Raw genomic sequence first — 17651 nt, 5'->3', positions numbered from 1 at the left:
CCTTCCCTTGGGGTGGGTGTCAGCACAATTGGAGTAAATTGCGCCAACGTTTTCGATGTAATCCCGCTGTCTGACACATGCAACAAGAATGTCAGCCAAACTGCCATATTAGAATTATGAATACGTACGCGATTGCATTCCTTATTAGAGATTATCCCGGAAGAAACTCCCAACTTTGCTCTCAACTTCCTTATGAACAGCTGCGCGATCAATACCTTTTGCATCTTCGCATATGTCAGAAGCTTCGGCCTTCAAAGCAGGCGGACAGATGTCTGTGAAAACAAAATGTCCCCCAGCCACATATTGAAGTGGCGGCGAAACGGGCAAATTTTTCACAAGCGCGCGCGTATTCTCTTCACCCAGCTTGCTCTGCCTTGGCCGGAACAGAAAAACCGGTGCGCTTACGTTTTTCAAGCCCTCTCGATTAAACGGGATGCTGAACGGATCGAGCAAGACGAGCGCCTTCAAAGCAATGTTTGATGCCGCTTGTCGCGTCTCGTGGAGGGAAGTTTTGCCCTTATCGCCGCCGGGACCAGCACTGCATGACTGAACATCATCCGGATGCGCAGCACAATAACTGGCAAGGTGCTTGAAGTCAGGCACGCCACCCGCAAGGCCAAGCGAGACCGCACCGCCAAGTGAGAACCCAAGCATGCCGACCTTGTCTGACGCGGCGTGCGCATGGAACCGGGGATCAGCCAGAACAGCGTTAAACGCTTTGTCGACCTGAACCATCCGACCAGAAAGATCGGTTTTGCCATGCATCGGTGCGACAACGATAAACCCCTGACGTGCAAGGGATATTGAAAGATCACGCAGAGTGAGCGGACTGCCCCCGGTCTTGCCTCCCCCATGCGAGATCAAAACGATGGGAAAGGGCCCGGCGGCAATCGGTGCATCGCGGCTTGCCGCAATCGGAAACGGGCCGATCTGCCACGCCACTTCCTCAGCCTGAGTTGGATACCAGACCAAAGTATCGAAAGGTGTGCTTGCTGAAACCGTAATCCTGGCGATACCGGCGCGAAACGGCGCGGCCTTCGCCCAAACCGTCGATATGGAACACGTGGCCAAAATAGTGAAGGCCAGGAAGAGTGCACGCATAGTCGCTCCTAATCGTGGAGTCCCACTGAGCCCGTCGAATGGGTGAGACGAGAAGGTGTCAAACGATGCAGAAGCAGCATTTGCTCACTCGCGTTGTTTTTAACACCAACTCCGAAGGACGCCAAGTAGTCGAAGCCACCCTGTTGATCGAGACAGACCAAGCATTGGAAAATATCTGGTCAGCCGATCGCTTTGCAGTCATTGTAAGGTAAGATTCATTGAATTGTTCTCGCGACTGATCATCCGATATAGCGTTAATGAGGTAAGTTGAATGCTTCGTCCCATTGTTATCTGCATCTGTCTGCTTCTCGCAAACCTGCCCTCCGCCTTCGCCAAAGACATGCTGCCGGTTTCCCGATTAGATACCATCCTTGAAACGGGCGTTCTGAAGGTTGGCTCTACCGGCGATTACAAACCATTCAGCTTCAAGGACCCCACGAGTGGTGCATTTTCCGGCTTCGACATCGATCAGGCAGAGAGCCTAGCCAGTGCATTGGGTGTAAAACTGGAAATCGTACCGACGTCTTGGCCACAGATGCTGCAGGACTTCGAGGCGGGGAAATTTGATGTTGCTATGGGCGGCGTGTCGATCACATTCGACCGGCAGAAGAAGGGTCTGTTCTCTATTCCCTATATGCGCGAGGGGAAGACACCGATTGCCCGCTGCACGGACAAGGATAAATTCAAGACATTGGCCGATATCGACAAACCGGAAACAACGGTCATCGCCAATCCGGGTGGCACCAATGAGAAATTTGCCCGTACCAGTCTGAAACAAGCAAAGATTGTCATTTTCCCCGACAATACGAAGATATTTGACGAAGTCGCTGCAGGCCGGGCGGACCTCATGATGACCGACGCTTCGGAAACCCGTTATCAGGAGAAACTGCACTCGGGTGTCCTGTGTGCAATACATCCTGACGAACCCTTCAACTTTGCCGAGAAGGCGTATTGGGTACAACGCGATATCGCTCTTAAGGCCTTTGTCGATCAGTGGCTGCATCAATCCATTGAAACCGGCGCCTATAATGAGATCTACAACAAATGGTTCAAATGAAATGTAGCCTGACGCGTAGTGCAATTCGGATGACCATCGCAAACGGCATTTGTCAGCGAAACTTTGCCCGCATCGCATCAATCCCCGGAATTTTTGCCATCAGTGGCCGGTGTTTCTCTTCAAAGTTCTGGACGAGCGAACGCTGCGTTTTTCCAACGAGAATGGTGAAAATATAGGATGCATGGCCCGGCGACGTCGCCGTCGGATGATAGCCGGTTGAAAAGGCAAATGTATCGCCGTGACGGGTGATGTGAGCATGGGGCTCCTGCCCCTCTTCATACCAAAGCTGAGTACCAAATCCCGTCGGCGGGTCAAAACGCCAATGATAAAGTTCCTCGTGAGCAGTCTCGCCCGGCTGGTCAGTATCATGCTTGTGCGGTGGATAACCGGACCAGCACCCTTCATCGGCATAAAGCTCGCTGACGAGCAAACGTCCTACCCGATCAGCCTGTTTATTGCCGAGAATGTGGAAGATGCGGCGGCGGGATTTTGTCTCGTTTGAGCCGACATCAACCATATCGACGTCATCAGGCACAATGCGAAATGGTTCCATTGGCTTGTCCCAGCGCCCGCCCGCAACGGCAACTTCGCAATCATCAAGCGCTATGATGGCAACGGTGGCATCGGGGCCCGCATAAACAGAATCCGCCAATCCGCCCCACACGCCTGCACGTCCGCCAACTGCCTCAAACTTCGTTGCATCAATCTTGATATCACAGCGACCCGACAGCGGAACAACCGCCGTTTCAAAACCCGGCAAGCGATAGGTATGGGAATTCCCGGCCGCAAGTTTGACGAGATTAAAATGAATGAGTTTTGCTGCCTCGTCACCTTCAACTATAGGCTTGTTGCCATTGTCGTGAGCCCGGATCATTTGCGAAGACATACTCAATTTCCCCTGCTGCCAAGCACCTGTAGAAGCGCTGCAATATATCCGTAGCTGAACGCAAAGGCGGTATTCTCAGGATCGCGACCGGATAGTTGCGGCACATGATCAGGCATGATCATGTATTGATAACCGACCTCCGCATAGGTCTGCAGCGATTTCCACATATTCATATCACCCTCCTCGGGGAAGGTTTCCATGAACGAAAGTTTGCCGCCGCGAATATTGCGGAAATGGACATTGAAGAGCTTGCCGCGCGTACCGAACCAGCGAATAATATCCAAGATTTCATCAGCCGGATTATCCAGCATTTCACCAATAGTCCCCTGACAGAAATTCAACCCATGATAGGGATTTTCACGCAGCAGAACGAATTTCTTCAGACCTTCGACTGTACCGAGAACCCGCGTCACACCGCGATACCCCGGTGGGGTATAGGGATCATGTGGGTGACACGCCAACCTTACCTTGTTGGCTTCCGCTACCGGAATGACCCGCTCCAGAAAATAATCAATCCGTTCCCAGTTTTCATCCTCATCGAGAACACCCGCCAGAGTTGGCGGAGCATCGTGGTTTGCCTTATCCCAACGGAATGCCTCATTGCGCGATCCGCCGCGGCCTTTTTCCATTTCCGTGCGTGGAATGCCGATAATATTCAGATTGTATTTTACTGCTGGAATTCCCGCCTGTGCGGTGCGCTCGATCAGACGGCAAATTGAATCAATCTGCCGGTCACGTTCCGGACCTGCCGAGAGGATATCGGGACTGTACTGCTTTTCGATCACATGGGAACTCAGCGGCAGTTGGATCATATCCAGTGTCAGACCGAAGCCTGTGAGATGATCGCGGTGCCGCTTGAGGATATCAAGTGTCCAGTCATGCGGATTTCCGGCTGGGTCTGCACAGATGTGCTCAATACCTAGCTGGGCCATGATGCGATAATCATCATCGTCTCGCGCCCGAAACTGCGTTCCAAGAAACATACCTTACTCCTGTTGAGCCAACACCGGAACGAGATCGCGCGGGTCTTCCCCGTAGGCTTCACTCGCTGCGATCAAACGTTTCGTATATTCCTGCGTCGCTCCACCATTGACGAGCGCATCGACGCCAAGTGTTTCAACAATGACCCCAGCCTGCATGACTGCAGTACGCCTGCACATATGTGCAACCACACCAAGATCATGCGTGACCATAAGATAGGTCAGGCCGCGCTCATCCTGCAGGTCGCAGAGAAGATTGAGAATTTCCGCCTGTACCGACACATCGAGCGCCGATGTCGGTTCATCCAGAAGCAGGATATCCGGCTCGGACATCAGCGCCCGCGCAATCGCTACACGTTGCCTCTGCCCGCCGGAAAGTTGATGCGGATAGCGCCACAACAGGCTGCGGCTGAGACCCACAGCGTCAAGCGCCGCATGACCGCGCGCCTCGGCGCCTTGAAGCTTTTGGATACGCGCCGGTTCCATCAATTGCCGCCAAACGGTATGGCGTGGGTGCAAGGCTTCATAGGGATCCTGAAAAACCATCTGCACTTTACGATAGAAATCCTTGCCGCGTGTTTTGCGGATGTCAGTGCCCGCAACGCGGAGGACACTGGCCTCGTTGGCGACAAGTCCTGTGATCGCCCGCAGGATCGTTGATTTGCCGGAGCCGGATTCGCCGACAAGTCCGAATGTCTCGCCGCGATCGACCGAAAAACTAACGCTATCCACGGCGCGGCGTTCATCGCCATATTCGCCGAAAGTGACGGACAGGTTATCAATTTCAATGATTGGTACAGCTTCCTTCATACCATTCACCATGCCGTATCGCGCGTAAGAACAGGCAGACGCTTGCGTGGCGTATGAATACGCGGCATCGCATCCAACAGTCCCTTGGTATAGGGATGCGTTGCCTGATCGAGTTCACTTGCCTTCAAAGCTTCGACCACCCTGCCCCGATACATAATCAGCACACGGTCACAGAAGCGGCGCACCAGATTGAGATCATGGCTGATGAAGATCAGGCCAAGGCCGCGCTTTCGCACGAGATCATTGAGAAGGTTGAGAATCTCCAGCCGCACCGTCACATCGAGTGCCGAGGTTGCCTCGTCGGCGATAAGAATTTCCGGTTCTGAAACCAGCATCATGGCAATCATGATGCGTTGTCCCATACCGCCTGACATTTCATGCGGATACATGCGATAGACCCGTTCGGGTTCCCGGATTTGCACCGCGCCAAGCATGGCCACAGCCCTTTTCCGTGCCTCAGACGATGACGAGTGTGTGTGAATACGATAGGCCTCGGCGATCTGTTCGCCGACGGTTACGACAGGATTGAGCGAATATTTCGGGTCCTGCATGATAAGCCCTATACGGCGACCACGAATATCATTCATGGTTGCTTCCGAGGCACCAAGAATATTCACATCGCCAAGCTGTATGTGTTCGGCGCTGACCTTGGCAGCGGGCGGCGTCAAACGCATGATTGCCCGCCCCGTCATGCTTTTGCCTGAGCCGGACTCGCCAACAATGCCAAGTTTCTCGCGGCCAAGATCGAAGGATACACCGCGAACAGCGTCGAATATCCCAGCCGCACCATGGAAGCTGATTTTCAGATCACGTACAGAAAGAAGCGTGTCAGTCATCGCATTCACTCCTGCCTCGGATCAAGCGCATCGCGCAGGGCATCGCCGACCAGATTAAAGGCAAGGCTGACAAAGAGGATCGACAGACCGGGCATGGTACCGACCCACCAGCTATCCAACATAAAACGTCGTCCGGTTGAAACCATGGCACCCCATTCCGGGCTTGGTGGCTGCGCACCGAGGCCAAGAAAGCCAAGACCCGCTGCGGTCAGAATGATACCGGCCATGTTGAGCGTGATACGCACGATGACCGAGGGGATGCACAACGGCGCTATATGGGCGATGACGATGTGCAGACTGGAAGCGCCCATCAGCCGCACCGCAGAAATATGGTCGCGGTTGCGCAGGCTCAATGACTCTGCACGTGCAAGCCGGGCGATTGGCGGCCACTGAGTGAGCGCAATGGCAATGATTGCATTGTTCAGATTTGGTCCGAGCGCCGCAACAAAGGCCAGTGCAAGAATGAGGCTCGGGAAGGACAGGAACAATTCGGTGACGCGCATCAGGATCGTATCGAGCCAGCCACCGTAATAACCCGCAAGGCACCCGACAATCAGGCCAATTGGCGCAACTATGACACTGACAATTGCAACAATCGAAAGGGTAATACGGCTGCCCCAGAGAATACGGCTGAGAATATCGCGACCAAGCTCATCGGTGCCGAGAAGATGCTGTGCGTTTGGCGCTACCAGCGTTTCGCGCAGATTCTGGTCGAATGGCGAATACGGCGCAAGCCATGGTACAAAGACAGCAATGAACACCAGAAGCAAAATAATGGCGAGACCGGCGATCCCCAGCGGATTAGAGGCAAACCGCATCCATACGCGCCAGATATTCTGCAACGCCGCGTGTCTGGCACTGCTCGGCTCTTCCGTCGTCAGCCAGGCAGTCAGCCCTTTGCTTGCGGTACTCATTTGATCCTCGGGTCGAAAAATTTGTAGAGCAGATCGGAAATCACATTGAGCGCGATGAAGACGCAGCCAATGATCAGCGTGCAGGCGACGACGACATTCATGTCGCCGATAACAAGCGCATTGGTCAGATACTGACCGAAACCCGGCCAGCCAAAGACAGTTTCGATAAGTACGGCGCCTTCCAACATGCCGCCATAGGAAAGAGCCACGACGGTGACGAGTTGAACGCGAATGTTTTTGAATGCGTGCAGCCAGATCACACCCCGTCGCGATACGCCTTTTGCCCGGGCGGTGATGACATATTCCTGGCTGAGTTGCTCCAGCATAAAACTGCGTGTGATGCGGCTGATATAGGCAATGGACGCATAGGCAAGGACAGATGCGGGTAAGATGATGTGCGTCACTGCGCTCCAGAAGACGTCCATATCGCCAGCAAGCAGAGAATCGATCAACAGAAAGCCGGTAACACCGGGAACAACGTCCTCATAGAACAGATCAAGCCTTCCTGAACCGCCAACCCAGCCGAGCTTTGCATAAAACAGCATCAAGCCAACCATGCCGATCCAGAAAATCGGGGTCGAGTGGCCAAGCAAAGCAATCAACCGCACCGCGTGATCGGCAAACCGTCCACGATTAACAGCCGCATAAACACCGAGCGGAATTCCGATGCCAGCGCCCAGAATAATGGTTACGGTTGCCAGTTCGACCGTTGCCGGCAGAACACGGGCGATGTCTTCCATAACAGGCCGACCGGTCAGCAGCGTTGTCCCAAAATCGCCGTGCAGGAGGTTTTTCAGGAATATCCAGAACTGCTGCATAACAGGCAGATCAAGCCCAAGCTCCTGCTTGACCTTGAGATAGGTTGCCTGATCCGCATCAGGCCCCACAACTGCGATAACAGGATCCACAGGCATCAGGCGCCCAATGACAAATGTCAGAAGCACCAAAAGAAACAGCGTTGTCAGGACGCTGAAAAGCGAACCGCCAAGTCGACTGTATTTTCGCAATCCCGACCGCCTTTTTGACGATGAGATTGCCGTTTCCACTTGATTGACCATGCGCTGGCGACCTGACTTCCTGCCTTAGTCCTGCTTTTCGACCTGATCCCAGCGGGTCATCCAGCCAATGTCGCCCACATAGTTCTTCAGCCGGGCGCTCTTTGCGTAAGGGTCGACCCGCTGTGAAATCGGGATGATGGGCGGTGCGGACTCTTCGAACAATTTCAACGCTTGCTTGTAGAGTTCGACGCGCTTCGCCTCGTTATCGGTGATGGCCTGTGCCTCATCCATCAGCTTGTTGACTTCAGGCAACTCAAACGACGCACGCCAGGCTTGAAGATTGGTAAGATTGGCATCGTCCTTATTGTCAGGATTATAGACGTGGGTCCGTAACCAGCCATCTGCATCCGTTTGCGCCGAAGACGCTGTGCGCCCGACGCCCAACTGGAATTTGCGATCGCGCATCGGCCCGTATGTCTGATCGCCATTACCCGTGAGGATATCGACCTTAACACCGGCTACGGCAAGGTTCTGTTGGATTGCGGTTGCCATGTCGGCATAGGGAGTGGAATTCAACGAGAGCAATTGCTTGCTGAAACCATCGCCATAACCCGCTGCCGCCAGACCCTGTTTACACTTGGCAGGATCGTAGACATTGCCAATATCAGGAATATAACCCGGGATATCGGCAGGAATGAACGTCGTGGCGCTTGTGCCATAGTTTTTCATCACGACATCGTTGATGTCCTTGTAATTGATGCAATAGCGCAAAGCCTGACGCACTTCCGGTTTGGCAAATTCCGGATCTTTCGTGCTCATGATCAGATAGTAAAAGCCTGATCCGACGAGGCGATCGATTACAATGGCAGGGTTCTTTGCCAAACCATCGATATCTGCCGACACCAATTGGAAACCAACATCCAGATCGCCCTTTTCCAATTGAAGCCGCTCCGTCTGTGACTCAGGTAAATGCCGAACGAGCACACGCTTCATCTTCGGCTCGCCGCCCCAATAAGCATCAAAGCGGGTGAGCACGACGATGTCGTTTGGATTCCAGCGATTAAGAGTGAACGGCCCGGAGCCGGCAGCATTTGATGCCAGCCAGCCCCTACCCATATCACCATCTTTTTCGTGCTTGGCGATAACTTCCTTATCGAGAACTGCACCATAGACCCGTGTCAGCGCGTTCAGCTTGAGCGACGGCGCCACGGGTGTCGCCACTTCCATCACGAAGGTTTTGTCATCCTTTGCCCGAAATTTCTGCTCCACGTTGGCGGCATCGTAGCCCCAATTGGCATAATAGGCTCTGGCAAGAAGACCCAGCTTCACCGCACGCTGGAATGAATAGGCCACATCCGCAGCTGTTATCTTGCGGCCGCTCTGAAAGGTGGCCTTGTCATCAAGCACAAATTCAAGAGTGCCATCGGGGAGCACAGTCCATGACTTGGCAAGACCGGGAATGACTTTACCTGGGGTATTGGGATCGCTGCGTATGAGCGTGTCATACAGATTGGCAATAACGTGATAAGATTCGTAAGAATTGGCATTGTGCGGATCAAGAGTGGTGAGGTTCACCATATTCATCCCGATAACCAGCTGGTCCTTCGGCGTCTTTGCTTCGGCTACGTTGACGGCCAAGGCCGCAACTACCGCGGTTGCCCCAATGAAACAGGCACGAAAATGCGGCATGGTTTCCTCCCCTACAGCCATCTTCTTCTATGTTGTATGACATCGTAGTATTGTTTTTTCAGGCAGGCAAGGCTAAATTTATGCGGAACATGTCGTGTTGCAGGACAATAGTCACCACATGGCACTGTTTTCTGTCCGGGTTTCGGCCTGACAGCGTGCAAATGCCCTGATGCAGACGAGGGTTGAATATATGATATCTTATGCTGCAAATGAGTTTCTGTTGATCGTCTCGCCCCGGCTTCCAAACCAGAGCGATAATTTCAAAGCAGCCCGGCCTCTTCCCCAAGAGCCCGAGCAGAATGCGGAGTAACCGATGTCAGGTATTGGCAAGCGAGAAACCCTTACGGGTCAATTGGTTAAGGCTGTTGCCGACCGCATAACCTCCGGCCATTACAAGCGCGGGGAACGCCTGCCGACCGAGCAGGAGATGATCGCAGAGTTCAACGTCAGCCGCACGGTCGTTCGCGAGGCGATCGCCAATTTGAAGGCAAAAGGACTTGTTCACACCCAGCAAGGCATCGGCGCTTTTGTTCTGAAAGACCTGCAGACTGCACCATTCAGGATCGAAGAAGACAATCTTGAACTGGTCGAAGAAATCATCAGCGTCATGGAATTGCGTATCAGCATCGAGTTGGAAGCAGCAGCTCTGGCAGCTGTGCGCCGCGATGAGGCCGAGCTTGCCGGCATCAAAAATGCACTCGATATGATGAAGGTAGCAATTGAACAGGGCGAAAGCTCCGTTCAGGCCGATCTGGAATTTCACCGCGCCATAGCGATCGCGACCAAGAATAGACATTTTCTTAGTATGTTCAATTACTTGGGTGAAATGCTGATCCCCCGGACGCGGCTTCAGACACATAAAATCAATGGCCTGCCGCAACGGGAATATCTGGAACGGGTCAATCGCGAACATGACCAGATCTACCAGTCCATCAAGGCGCAGGACGTGGAAGGTGCGCGCGCGGCCATGCGTCTCCATCTCGGCAGCAGCCGTGACCGGCTTCGCACCAACGCACCGCCTATGAGTAAGAAGAGAGCCTGACCACGATTCACCGCATGGAAGCAGTAAAAGCGCGCGTCATAATTTTACTAGTTGTATGATGACATATGAGATGATACGCCTAATCGACTTTTGATCTCCGGCGAGGCTTTCATGGATTACCAGACGCTTAAGAAGACAATCAGTTCCGGTCTTCTCTCCTTCCCTGTCACCGACTTTGACCAGAATGACGATTTCGCACCTTCGGCCTATACAAAGCGCCTGGAATGGCTTGCACCTTATGGCGCATCTGCACTGTTCGTCGGCGGCGGGACTGGAGAAGGTTTCTCGCTGACACCCGGCGAACATGAAGATGTCGTGCGTACGGCTGTTGCAGCGTGTGGAAAGGCTGTCCCCATTCTCGCGACCGCAGCTTACGGAACACGTATCGCCGCGCAAATGGCACGCAATGCGGAGAAGAATGGTGCAGCGGGTCTGTTGCTGCTTCCCCATTATCTCACGGAAACCAGTGCCGAGGGCATTTGCCGTCACGTCGAAGCCGTCTGTGCTGCGACCGGTCTTGGCGTCATCGTCTACAATCGTAATGTCTGCAAGCTGAACGCTGATGCGCTGGAACGACTTGGGGAAAAATGCCCGAATCTGATCGGCTTCAAGGATGGTATTGGCGAGATCGAGAATATGGTTTCGATCCGCAGGCGGCTTGGTGATCGTTTTGCTTATCTCGGCGGTCTACCAACGGCTGAAGTTTACGCGGAAGCCTATAAGGCCATGGGCGTGAGTGTCTATTCATCGGCGGTATTCAACTTCATTCCCCGCACTGCGCTTGATTTTTACAAGGCTGTTTCGGCCAATGATCACGAAACGACATCGCGACTGCTCAGCGATTTCTTCCTGCCTTACATTGCCATCCGCAATCGCGTCCCCGGCTATGCCGTCAGCATCGTCAAGGCAGGCGCGGCCATCGTTGGCCGCTCAGCTGGCCGCGTGCGCACGCCATTGGTGGATTGTGGCGAGCGCGATATTTCTGATCTTAGAGTGCTGATTGAAAGACTCGGTTCGCAAGAATAGATATTCGAAACAATCCAACACTCCGCCTAGAGACTTGGATTGTTCCTCATAATCGCGATGGGAACCCCTTTTTCCGCCACAAGCTTTTGCAGCGCCGCAACGTCAGGACGTTGCGGCAGGGAAGCCAATACATTCTCCACCTGACGACCATCCGCCTGAGCAATAAACGCCGCCATCAACACGCTTTCGCCTGATGGAATCTCGCAAAGAAGTTGCGGGACCGTTGTCTTTGCGGAGATGAGATTGGTATTGGGCGGCGCAAGATGAAGTCGGGCAGAACGAACAGCCGTCGAGCCTATATCCACTATCGCCGATATATTACTCGCCGTTCTGATAGAAGCGTGACCGCCTTCGACTTTGGTCTGGTCTTGATCAGGGTCACCACGGGCAATTGAAAACCCGCCTTCTATCGTTTTAAGCGGCCGTGGTGTTTCAATCTGGTGGACGCGCACATGAAACTGGCCATCCCAATAGAGCCAAGTGTGAACAACCACATCTGGATATGGCCGCCACCTTGCATAAATAGTTTGATCCGCAATGATGGCAGTTTCATTGGTCTCTCGAACACGGAAATGTTTCCCGTCGTCTGAGAAGCCAATCATCCCGTCAAACACCGCATCATCAAAACGGACCTGATCGCTTTCGACGCTGAAGCCATAACGTGCAGAATATGCAAACTTTGCGTATTTCTCTGCGCCATGACGCATGTGAAGGCACTGTTGCCCGGACGAAAGCGCAATCGCGTCGCCTGATGGATTGGCAATAACAAATCCAGGGTGCTTTTGAACCGAAGGAGTCTTGTCCACCGGGTAAGCCATTTCTTCAGCCAACCAGAATGGATGATCTTCCGGGAGTGCTAGCGGCAGGAATGCCTTCAAAGCCCAATAGGGCGATTGAGGGGAGTTGTAACTCTCCGACATCAGAAGATTGGGGTAGGCATAACCAATGGAAAGTATGCCATCGCTATGGGCCATAGGCTGACTAGACCACCAGCGAAGATGGCGCAGATACAATCCCTTCAATACGCCCCAAGGCAAAACTTCTTCGCCTGCAAATGCCAGTGCGCCAAAGAAACCAGCTTGCGCAAACCTGTAAGTCAGCGAGCGCCCGAAAACGATCCCTGCCCCATCATCCGCGAGCCAGCGACCGATATCTGAAGCGATCAAGCGTGCACGCTCCCGATATCGCTCATAGGCAGGCTTCTGACCAATTGTCGCAAGGATCAACCCATAAAAATGGAACGCGAAAGGAATGTAGTAATCAACACGCCTTATCGGGCCATCACTGTACCAGCCATCTCCGAGATAAAACGCTTCGAGTTCAGCTTCGTACTCGTCGTCAAGTGTATGGTCATAGTCAGCGCCGATTGAGCGTAACCCCATTCCCATCAGCAGACGAAAGAACTTCCAGTTGTTGTCATGGCAGTGGCGACTATGCGCCGTAACCAGATAGTTCGTAACGTTGCGTTTTGCTTTGTCATCGAGTGGTTCCCATAGCTTTGACGGGACCAGTTTCAATGCAAATCCGATTGCCGCCAATTCAACGAGACGCTGATTGCGATCAGGCACAGCGCCCCAATATTCCGGATGCTGCGGGTCTGTTCCGGCGGCGAGGCCGCGGGCAATGGGTTCCCAGTCGATCCAGTCAGCACCACCCACTTGTGCCGGGACAAGTCCCCACAACAGTCTGGAAAAACCTTCGAGATCCGCAGCCGCCTGATCGAAATGCGCCGCCGCGATTCCGCATCTTATGCGGGCACCGCCTTCTGACCGAAAGCTCTCCATAGGGCGGGCAAGTGTAGCAAGTGCCTGTTCTACGTCTGCCCTCGTCAAAAATGGATTGTTCTGCAGCGGACGGAAGGAATTTGCCGGAAAAGCGATGTCAGGCATGCTGGACTCCAATAATTATTCTGGAAGAACGCGGCCGTCGCAGCCGCGTTCTTAATGGAAAGTCAGGACCGCAGGAATCTCATCCCTTTAATATGCGCTTGCCTTGCGCGATCAATTCTTTCCCAGCCTCCGCAGGTGTCAGATTGCCAAATGCAAGTTTCTGCGCGACGGGCATGAAAGCCCTTGTGTCGAACTCTGCCGCTCCCAGCGGGATGGGAGGCGGATAGGAACCAACGCGGCCAGCAATCGCGTTGATGAAATCGACCGTTTTCTTCGCTATTGCATTGATATCAGGCGTTATAGCCTGCTGGACATCAAGATTGATGGGAACGCCACGTTCAATGCCGAGCGTCTTTCCCGCATCTCTATCATTGATGAAAAAATCGAGGAATTCGGCCGCAAGATCAGGATTTTTGCTGGTACTTGCAATGCTCCATATAAGGGCGGGCCGATAAAACAGGCCGGTGGGAGATTTCGCATCCTTGATCGGCGGCGCAACGATCTCCAGAGGTCCCTTGTAGACAGCTTGGTAGGCTGGAAGCAGGTTCGAATAGGTCAGGGCAATGGCAGCATTGCCTGTGGTCAGCGGATTGGTTTCCACCAGGCGTTTGTCCATAGCCTGTATTTCCGCCGGTGTGCAACCACCTTGCGTGGCCAATGCGTTCCAGTATTCGTACCACTCCGTGGCATCTTCCGCAGTGAAGCCGAGATGACCTTCTTCCGTAAACATGGCCTTGTCACGCTGCTTGAGCCATGCGGTGAACACCGAATTGTAGTGAGAACAGTTGCCCACAGCCCAGACATTGTCCTTGCCGATAAATTTCGTCAATTCGACGCAGGTTTTTGCAAACTCATCCCATGTCGTATCGTCGGATGGCGGCTTTAGCCCGGATTTTGCAAAGACATCCGTATCATAAAGCATGGCGCAGGCGTTCACCGCAATCGGCACCCCCCGCACCTTTCCATCAACGAGAACCAGATCCAGAGCACCCGGTGCCAGCCGGTCCGTGCGGATGGTTTTACCCAGATACTGGTCAAGCGGCATTGCGGCGTTGCGCCGTCCGTAGTCCGCAAAAGTGCCGGGCTCCAACTGAAAGATATCGGGCAGATTTCCGCCCGCCATCATTGTCGTCAGTTTGGTCCAGTAGTCTGAACCCGCTGTTTCGGCATTGACGGTAACGCCCGCATGCTTTTGCGAGAAGAGTTCCGAGACACCCTGCGTTCGCTTCAGGCGATCAGGCGTTCCCCACCAGTAGAGGCGCAGCCGCGCCTCTTGTGCCGCAGCAGCTGTAAGACCTGAGAGCGATGCAATGGCACCTGCTCCCAACATGGCTCCGTTCAATAATATCTGGCGTCTGTTGATCACTTGCTCCTCCATCATTGCGATCAAAATGCTTTGATTACTGCGGCCTCCCTATCCGATCTCAATCGTTCAAGCGGTTGCCGTCCTCCCCGAAAAGATGGCAATGCTCGTGAGCGATACCGACATCCAAGGTATCATTCGCGGCGATTGCCCTTTGACCTTCGAGCACGATAGTCAAATTTTGGTCGTCTCCGAGCCGGCCATAGGCCAATGTCTGGCCACCCAGTTGCTCCACATGGCTTACGGTTAGTGTTCCGAGCTTCACATCAGCTTCCCTGCCCGTCGTGATGTGTTCTGGCCGGACACCGAGAACAGCTTTTGTCCCCGAACGAATGTCCTCCGATGTCTTCAAGACGATTTCTGCAGCCGCAAGCGCAAAGGCCGACCCTTGGGGGCGGCGCTCTGAGAACGTGACGTCAAGAAAGTTCATTTTCGGACTACCGATAAAGCCCGCTATGAATCGGTTTGCAGGCTTGTTGTAGAGATCAAGCGGCCGTCCGCATTGTTCGATGTTGCCACTCCGCAAGACAACGATGCGATCCGCCAAGGTCATGGCTTCAACCTGATCATGCGTCACGTAGATCATTGTGGCACCGATCTCCTTGTGAAGCTTTGCGATTTCGACGCGCGTCTGCACACGAAGTTCCGCATCAAGGTTGGACAGGGGTTCGTCGAACAGAAAAATGTTTGGCTCGCGAACGATGGCGCGCCCAATTGCAACGCGCTGGCGCTGCCCGCCCGACAGGGCCTTGGGTTTGCGATCAAGGAGATGGCCGATCTGAAGAATATCGGCGGCCTTTTCTACGCGCACCTTTATATCTTTGCGCGGCAGACCAGCTGTCTCCAATCCAAATGCCATGTTCTTGTAGACACTCATATGCGGATAGAGCGCATAGGACTGGAAAACCATCGCAATGCCACGCTCGGATGGCGGGACGTTGTTCACGACGGCATCATCAATGACAAGCTCACCGCCACTGATGGGTTCCAGACCAGCTATCATGCGGAGCAAGGTGGATTTGCCGCATCCGGAAGGCCCGACAAACACAACAAACTCGCCTTTGTTGATTTCAAGATTGACACCGTTGATGACTTCGATTGCTCCGAAGCGCTTGACGACATCTTTGAGTGCGAGATTTATCATTTTGAACTCCCTGAAATACAACGCACAGGGGCGAATGGTGCTGGATCGATATGCATCATCGTTTCATTCCTGTTGTGGCAATGCCTTCGATCAACAACCGCTGAAAAGCGATGAAGAGAATGAAAATGGGAAAGACTGTCAAAGTGGACATGGCGAAGAGCGCACTCCAGTCCGATTGCGCCGTTGAATCGACAAAGGAACGCAAACCGAGCTGAACCGTGTAGTTCTGGATGTCATTAAGATAGATAAGAGGCGCAAAGAAATCGTCCCACGTCCAGATGAACGAAAACACGGCCGCCGTAGCCAAGACAGGGCCCGATAGCGGCAGGATGATTTTGAAGTAAATCCGCCAAGGGCCACAACCATCCATAATGGCAGCCTCATCCAATTCCCTCGGCAATCCGCGAAAAAACTGCACCATGAGGAAGATAAAAAACGCGTCGATTGCCAGAAACTTCGGCACGACGAGCGGCAGGATCGTATTGACCCAGCCCAGCTTCAGAAACAGCACATATTGCGGTATCAGCACTGCATGCTGCGGCATGATCAGCGTGCCGAGCATCAGGGCAAACCAGAAGTCGCGCCCGAAAAAGCGGAGCCGGGTAAAGGCATAGGCTGCCAGTGAACAGGAGACGAGGTTTCCAATAACAGCCAGAACGGAAATAAGCAGAGAATTGAAGAAAAGCCTGCCGAAACCGCCGCTCAACCCATTCCATCCACGCACATAGGCATCGAGTGTGATCTTGTCAGGCAGCAGGGAAACCGATGTGAAAATCTCATCATTCGGTTTGAATGAACTCGAGACCATCCACAGCAATGGATAAAGCATAACAAGGCTCGCCGCTGTCAGCAGGCAGTACGAGAAAACGCGCTTGGAGCTATGGACCAAGCCCTGTTGGCGACTGCGAGACAAACTTGCTTCAGTCATCGTAATGCACCCAATATCTGGCGGACAGGAAGGACAAGGCCGTGAAGAACGCGATGATGATGACGAGGATCCAGGCGAGCGCCGAGGCGTAGCCAATATGCAGATTGACGAAGGCTTCCTGAAACAAATAGAGCGTGTAAAATAGCGTGCTGTCGATCGGCCCCCCATCGCCGCCGCTTATGACAAATGCTGACGTAAACGCTTTGAAGGCATCGATTGTCTGGATCACAGCATTGAAAAAGATAACAGGCGTCAGCAAAGGCAAGGTAATCTTGAAGAACTGCCGAGCCCGGCTTGCACCATCAATGCTTGCAGCCTCGTACATGTCCTGAGGGATCTGCCGCAGTCCGGCCAGAAAGATGATCATGGACGATCCAAACTGCCAGATTGCGAGCAAAACCAGAGTATAGAGCGCAGTTGATGGGCTCGAAACCCAGCCTGGCCCATCATATCCAAAGAGATATTCGAGACCTCGGTTCAAAAGACCATCGCGGGAAAAAATCTGCCGCCACATGAAAGCTATGGCAACAGTACCGCCCAACAGCGATGGCAGGTAGAAAATTGCGCGGAACACCGCAAGGCCACGCAGGCCTTTGTTCAGGGCCACAGCCACAGCCAGCGCGAAAGCCAGTTTCAGCGGGACAGATAAAAGCACGAATGTGAAAGTGACGTTCATCGCTGTCCAGAAGCGCGGGTCATCGGAAGCGATGCGGATATAGTTCTCCATGCCGATCCACTGGGGCGGAGCCATGAGGCCATAATCGGTGAAGGACAGGTAGATTGAGGTGGCAATCGGTCCCACGGTAAGCGCGAAGAACCCGATCAACCAGGGGATCAGGAAGCTGTAACTCGCAACCTGCCTGCGAAATCCCGATCCGGCTAGACCGCGTCCCATCATTGGGTACAGCCCGCCAACCAGAGATAGGAACACGAAAGTTTTAGGAAAAACTTTCGTTGTTTTTTCGCCAACTCCACGTCATCCTCCCCA

16 protein-coding genes are annotated in these 17651 nt (G+C 53.5%); 3 read left to right on the top strand and 13 right to left on the bottom strand.

Features of this window, described 5'->3' with window-relative positions; genetic code table 11:
- Positions 1–144 precede the first annotated feature (144 nt).
- Positions 145–1101 carry an alpha/beta hydrolase family protein gene (locus BLU05_RS23765; RefSeq protein ID WP_091885805.1) on the bottom strand — a complete coding sequence of 319 codons (957 nt, stop codon included), beginning with the start codon at positions 1099–1101 and terminating at the stop codon, positions 145–147.
- A gap of 271 nt (positions 1102–1372) precedes the next feature.
- Between BLU05_RS23765 and BLU05_RS23760 the strand changes: the two genes are divergently transcribed.
- Positions 1373–2158 (top strand): transporter substrate-binding domain-containing protein, encoded by a 786-nt coding sequence (locus BLU05_RS23760; protein ID WP_091885803.1) that lies wholly within the window; start codon positions 1373–1375, stop codon positions 2156–2158.
- Positions 2159–2210: 52 nt separating this feature from the next.
- On the opposite strand, the gene BLU05_RS23755 is transcribed toward BLU05_RS23760, so the two are convergent.
- Genes BLU05_RS23755 through BLU05_RS23725 form a run of 7 tightly spaced genes read right to left on the bottom strand, consistent with a single transcriptional unit; the run spans position 2211 to position 9271 of the window.
- On the bottom strand, positions 2211–3044 hold the full coding sequence (locus tag BLU05_RS23755; protein WP_091885800.1) for a 5-deoxy-glucuronate isomerase: 834 nt from the start codon (positions 3042–3044) through the stop codon (positions 2211–2213).
- A gap of 2 nt (positions 3045–3046) precedes the next feature.
- Complete coding sequence (locus BLU05_RS23750) at positions 3047–4027, bottom strand: mannonate dehydratase (RefSeq protein WP_091885798.1); 981 nt, start codon at positions 4025–4027, stop codon at positions 3047–3049.
- Positions 4028–4030: 3 nt separating this feature from the next.
- Positions 4031–4834, bottom strand: coding sequence for an ABC transporter ATP-binding protein (locus tag BLU05_RS23745; RefSeq protein ID WP_175540734.1), 804 nt, complete (start codon positions 4832–4834; stop codon positions 4031–4033).
- Positions 4835–4839: 5 nt separating this feature from the next.
- Positions 4840–5670: an ABC transporter ATP-binding protein gene (locus tag BLU05_RS23740; RefSeq protein ID WP_091885793.1), complete on the bottom strand. Its 831-nt coding sequence runs from the start codon at positions 5668–5670 to the stop codon at positions 4840–4842.
- 5 nt (positions 5671–5675) lie between these two features.
- Positions 5676–6584, bottom strand: coding sequence for an ABC transporter permease (locus BLU05_RS23735; RefSeq protein ID WP_091885791.1), 909 nt, complete (start codon positions 6582–6584; stop codon positions 5676–5678).
- Positions 6581–7642 (bottom strand): ABC transporter permease, encoded by a 1062-nt coding sequence (locus tag BLU05_RS23730; protein ID WP_175540733.1) that lies wholly within the window; start codon positions 7640–7642, stop codon positions 6581–6583. The genes BLU05_RS23735 and BLU05_RS23730 overlap by 4 nt, the downstream gene beginning before the upstream one ends.
- A 24-nt stretch (positions 7643–7666) precedes the next feature.
- Positions 7667–9271, bottom strand: a complete 1605-nt coding sequence (locus BLU05_RS23725) for an ABC transporter substrate-binding protein (RefSeq protein WP_091885788.1) — start codon at positions 9269–9271, stop codon at positions 7667–7669.
- Positions 9272–9584: 313 nt separating this feature from the next.
- Between BLU05_RS23725 and BLU05_RS23720 the strand changes: the two genes are divergently transcribed.
- Positions 9585–10313 (top strand): FadR/GntR family transcriptional regulator, encoded by a 729-nt coding sequence (locus BLU05_RS23720; protein ID WP_091885785.1) that lies wholly within the window; start codon positions 9585–9587, stop codon positions 10311–10313.
- A gap of 111 nt (positions 10314–10424) precedes the next feature.
- Positions 10425–11339, top strand: a complete 915-nt coding sequence (gene kdgD / locus BLU05_RS23715; protein WP_091885889.1) for a 5-dehydro-4-deoxyglucarate dehydratase — start codon at positions 10425–10427, stop codon at positions 11337–11339.
- A 26-nt stretch (positions 11340–11365) separates the two neighbouring features.
- Here kdgD and BLU05_RS23710 read toward each other — a convergent pair whose 3' ends face one another.
- The 5 genes from BLU05_RS23710 to BLU05_RS23690 form a co-directional block, all read right to left on the bottom strand.
- Complete coding sequence (locus tag BLU05_RS23710) at positions 11366–13228, bottom strand: DUF2264 domain-containing protein (protein ID WP_091885783.1); 1863 nt, start codon at positions 13226–13228, stop codon at positions 11366–11368.
- 79 nt (positions 13229–13307) lie between these two features.
- Positions 13308–14594, bottom strand: a complete 1287-nt coding sequence (locus BLU05_RS23705) for an ABC transporter substrate-binding protein (RefSeq protein ID WP_175540732.1) — start codon at positions 14592–14594, stop codon at positions 13308–13310.
- Positions 14595–14652: 58 nt separating this feature from the next.
- Positions 14653–15735, bottom strand: a complete 1083-nt coding sequence (gene ugpC, locus BLU05_RS23700) for an ABC transporter ATP-binding protein (RefSeq protein ID WP_091885778.1) — start codon at positions 15733–15735, stop codon at positions 14653–14655.
- A 55-nt stretch (positions 15736–15790) separates the two neighbouring features.
- Positions 15791–16564: a carbohydrate ABC transporter permease gene (locus tag BLU05_RS23695; protein WP_244518518.1), complete on the bottom strand. Its 774-nt coding sequence runs from the start codon at positions 16562–16564 to the stop codon at positions 15791–15793.
- A gap of 91 nt (positions 16565–16655) precedes the next feature.
- On the bottom strand, positions 16656–17561 hold the full coding sequence (locus tag BLU05_RS23690; RefSeq protein ID WP_244518514.1) for a carbohydrate ABC transporter permease: 906 nt from the start codon (positions 17559–17561) through the stop codon (positions 16656–16658).
- Between the last annotated feature and the right edge of the window lie 90 nt (positions 17562–17651).

The sequence above is a fragment of the Phyllobacterium sp. OV277 genome, from assembly GCF_900104355.1.
Classification (GTDB): domain Bacteria; phylum Pseudomonadota; class Alphaproteobacteria; order Rhizobiales; family Rhizobiaceae; genus Phyllobacterium.
Note: the sequence above shows the minus strand (reverse complement) of the source record. Positions and strands in the feature narration are given on the sequence as shown.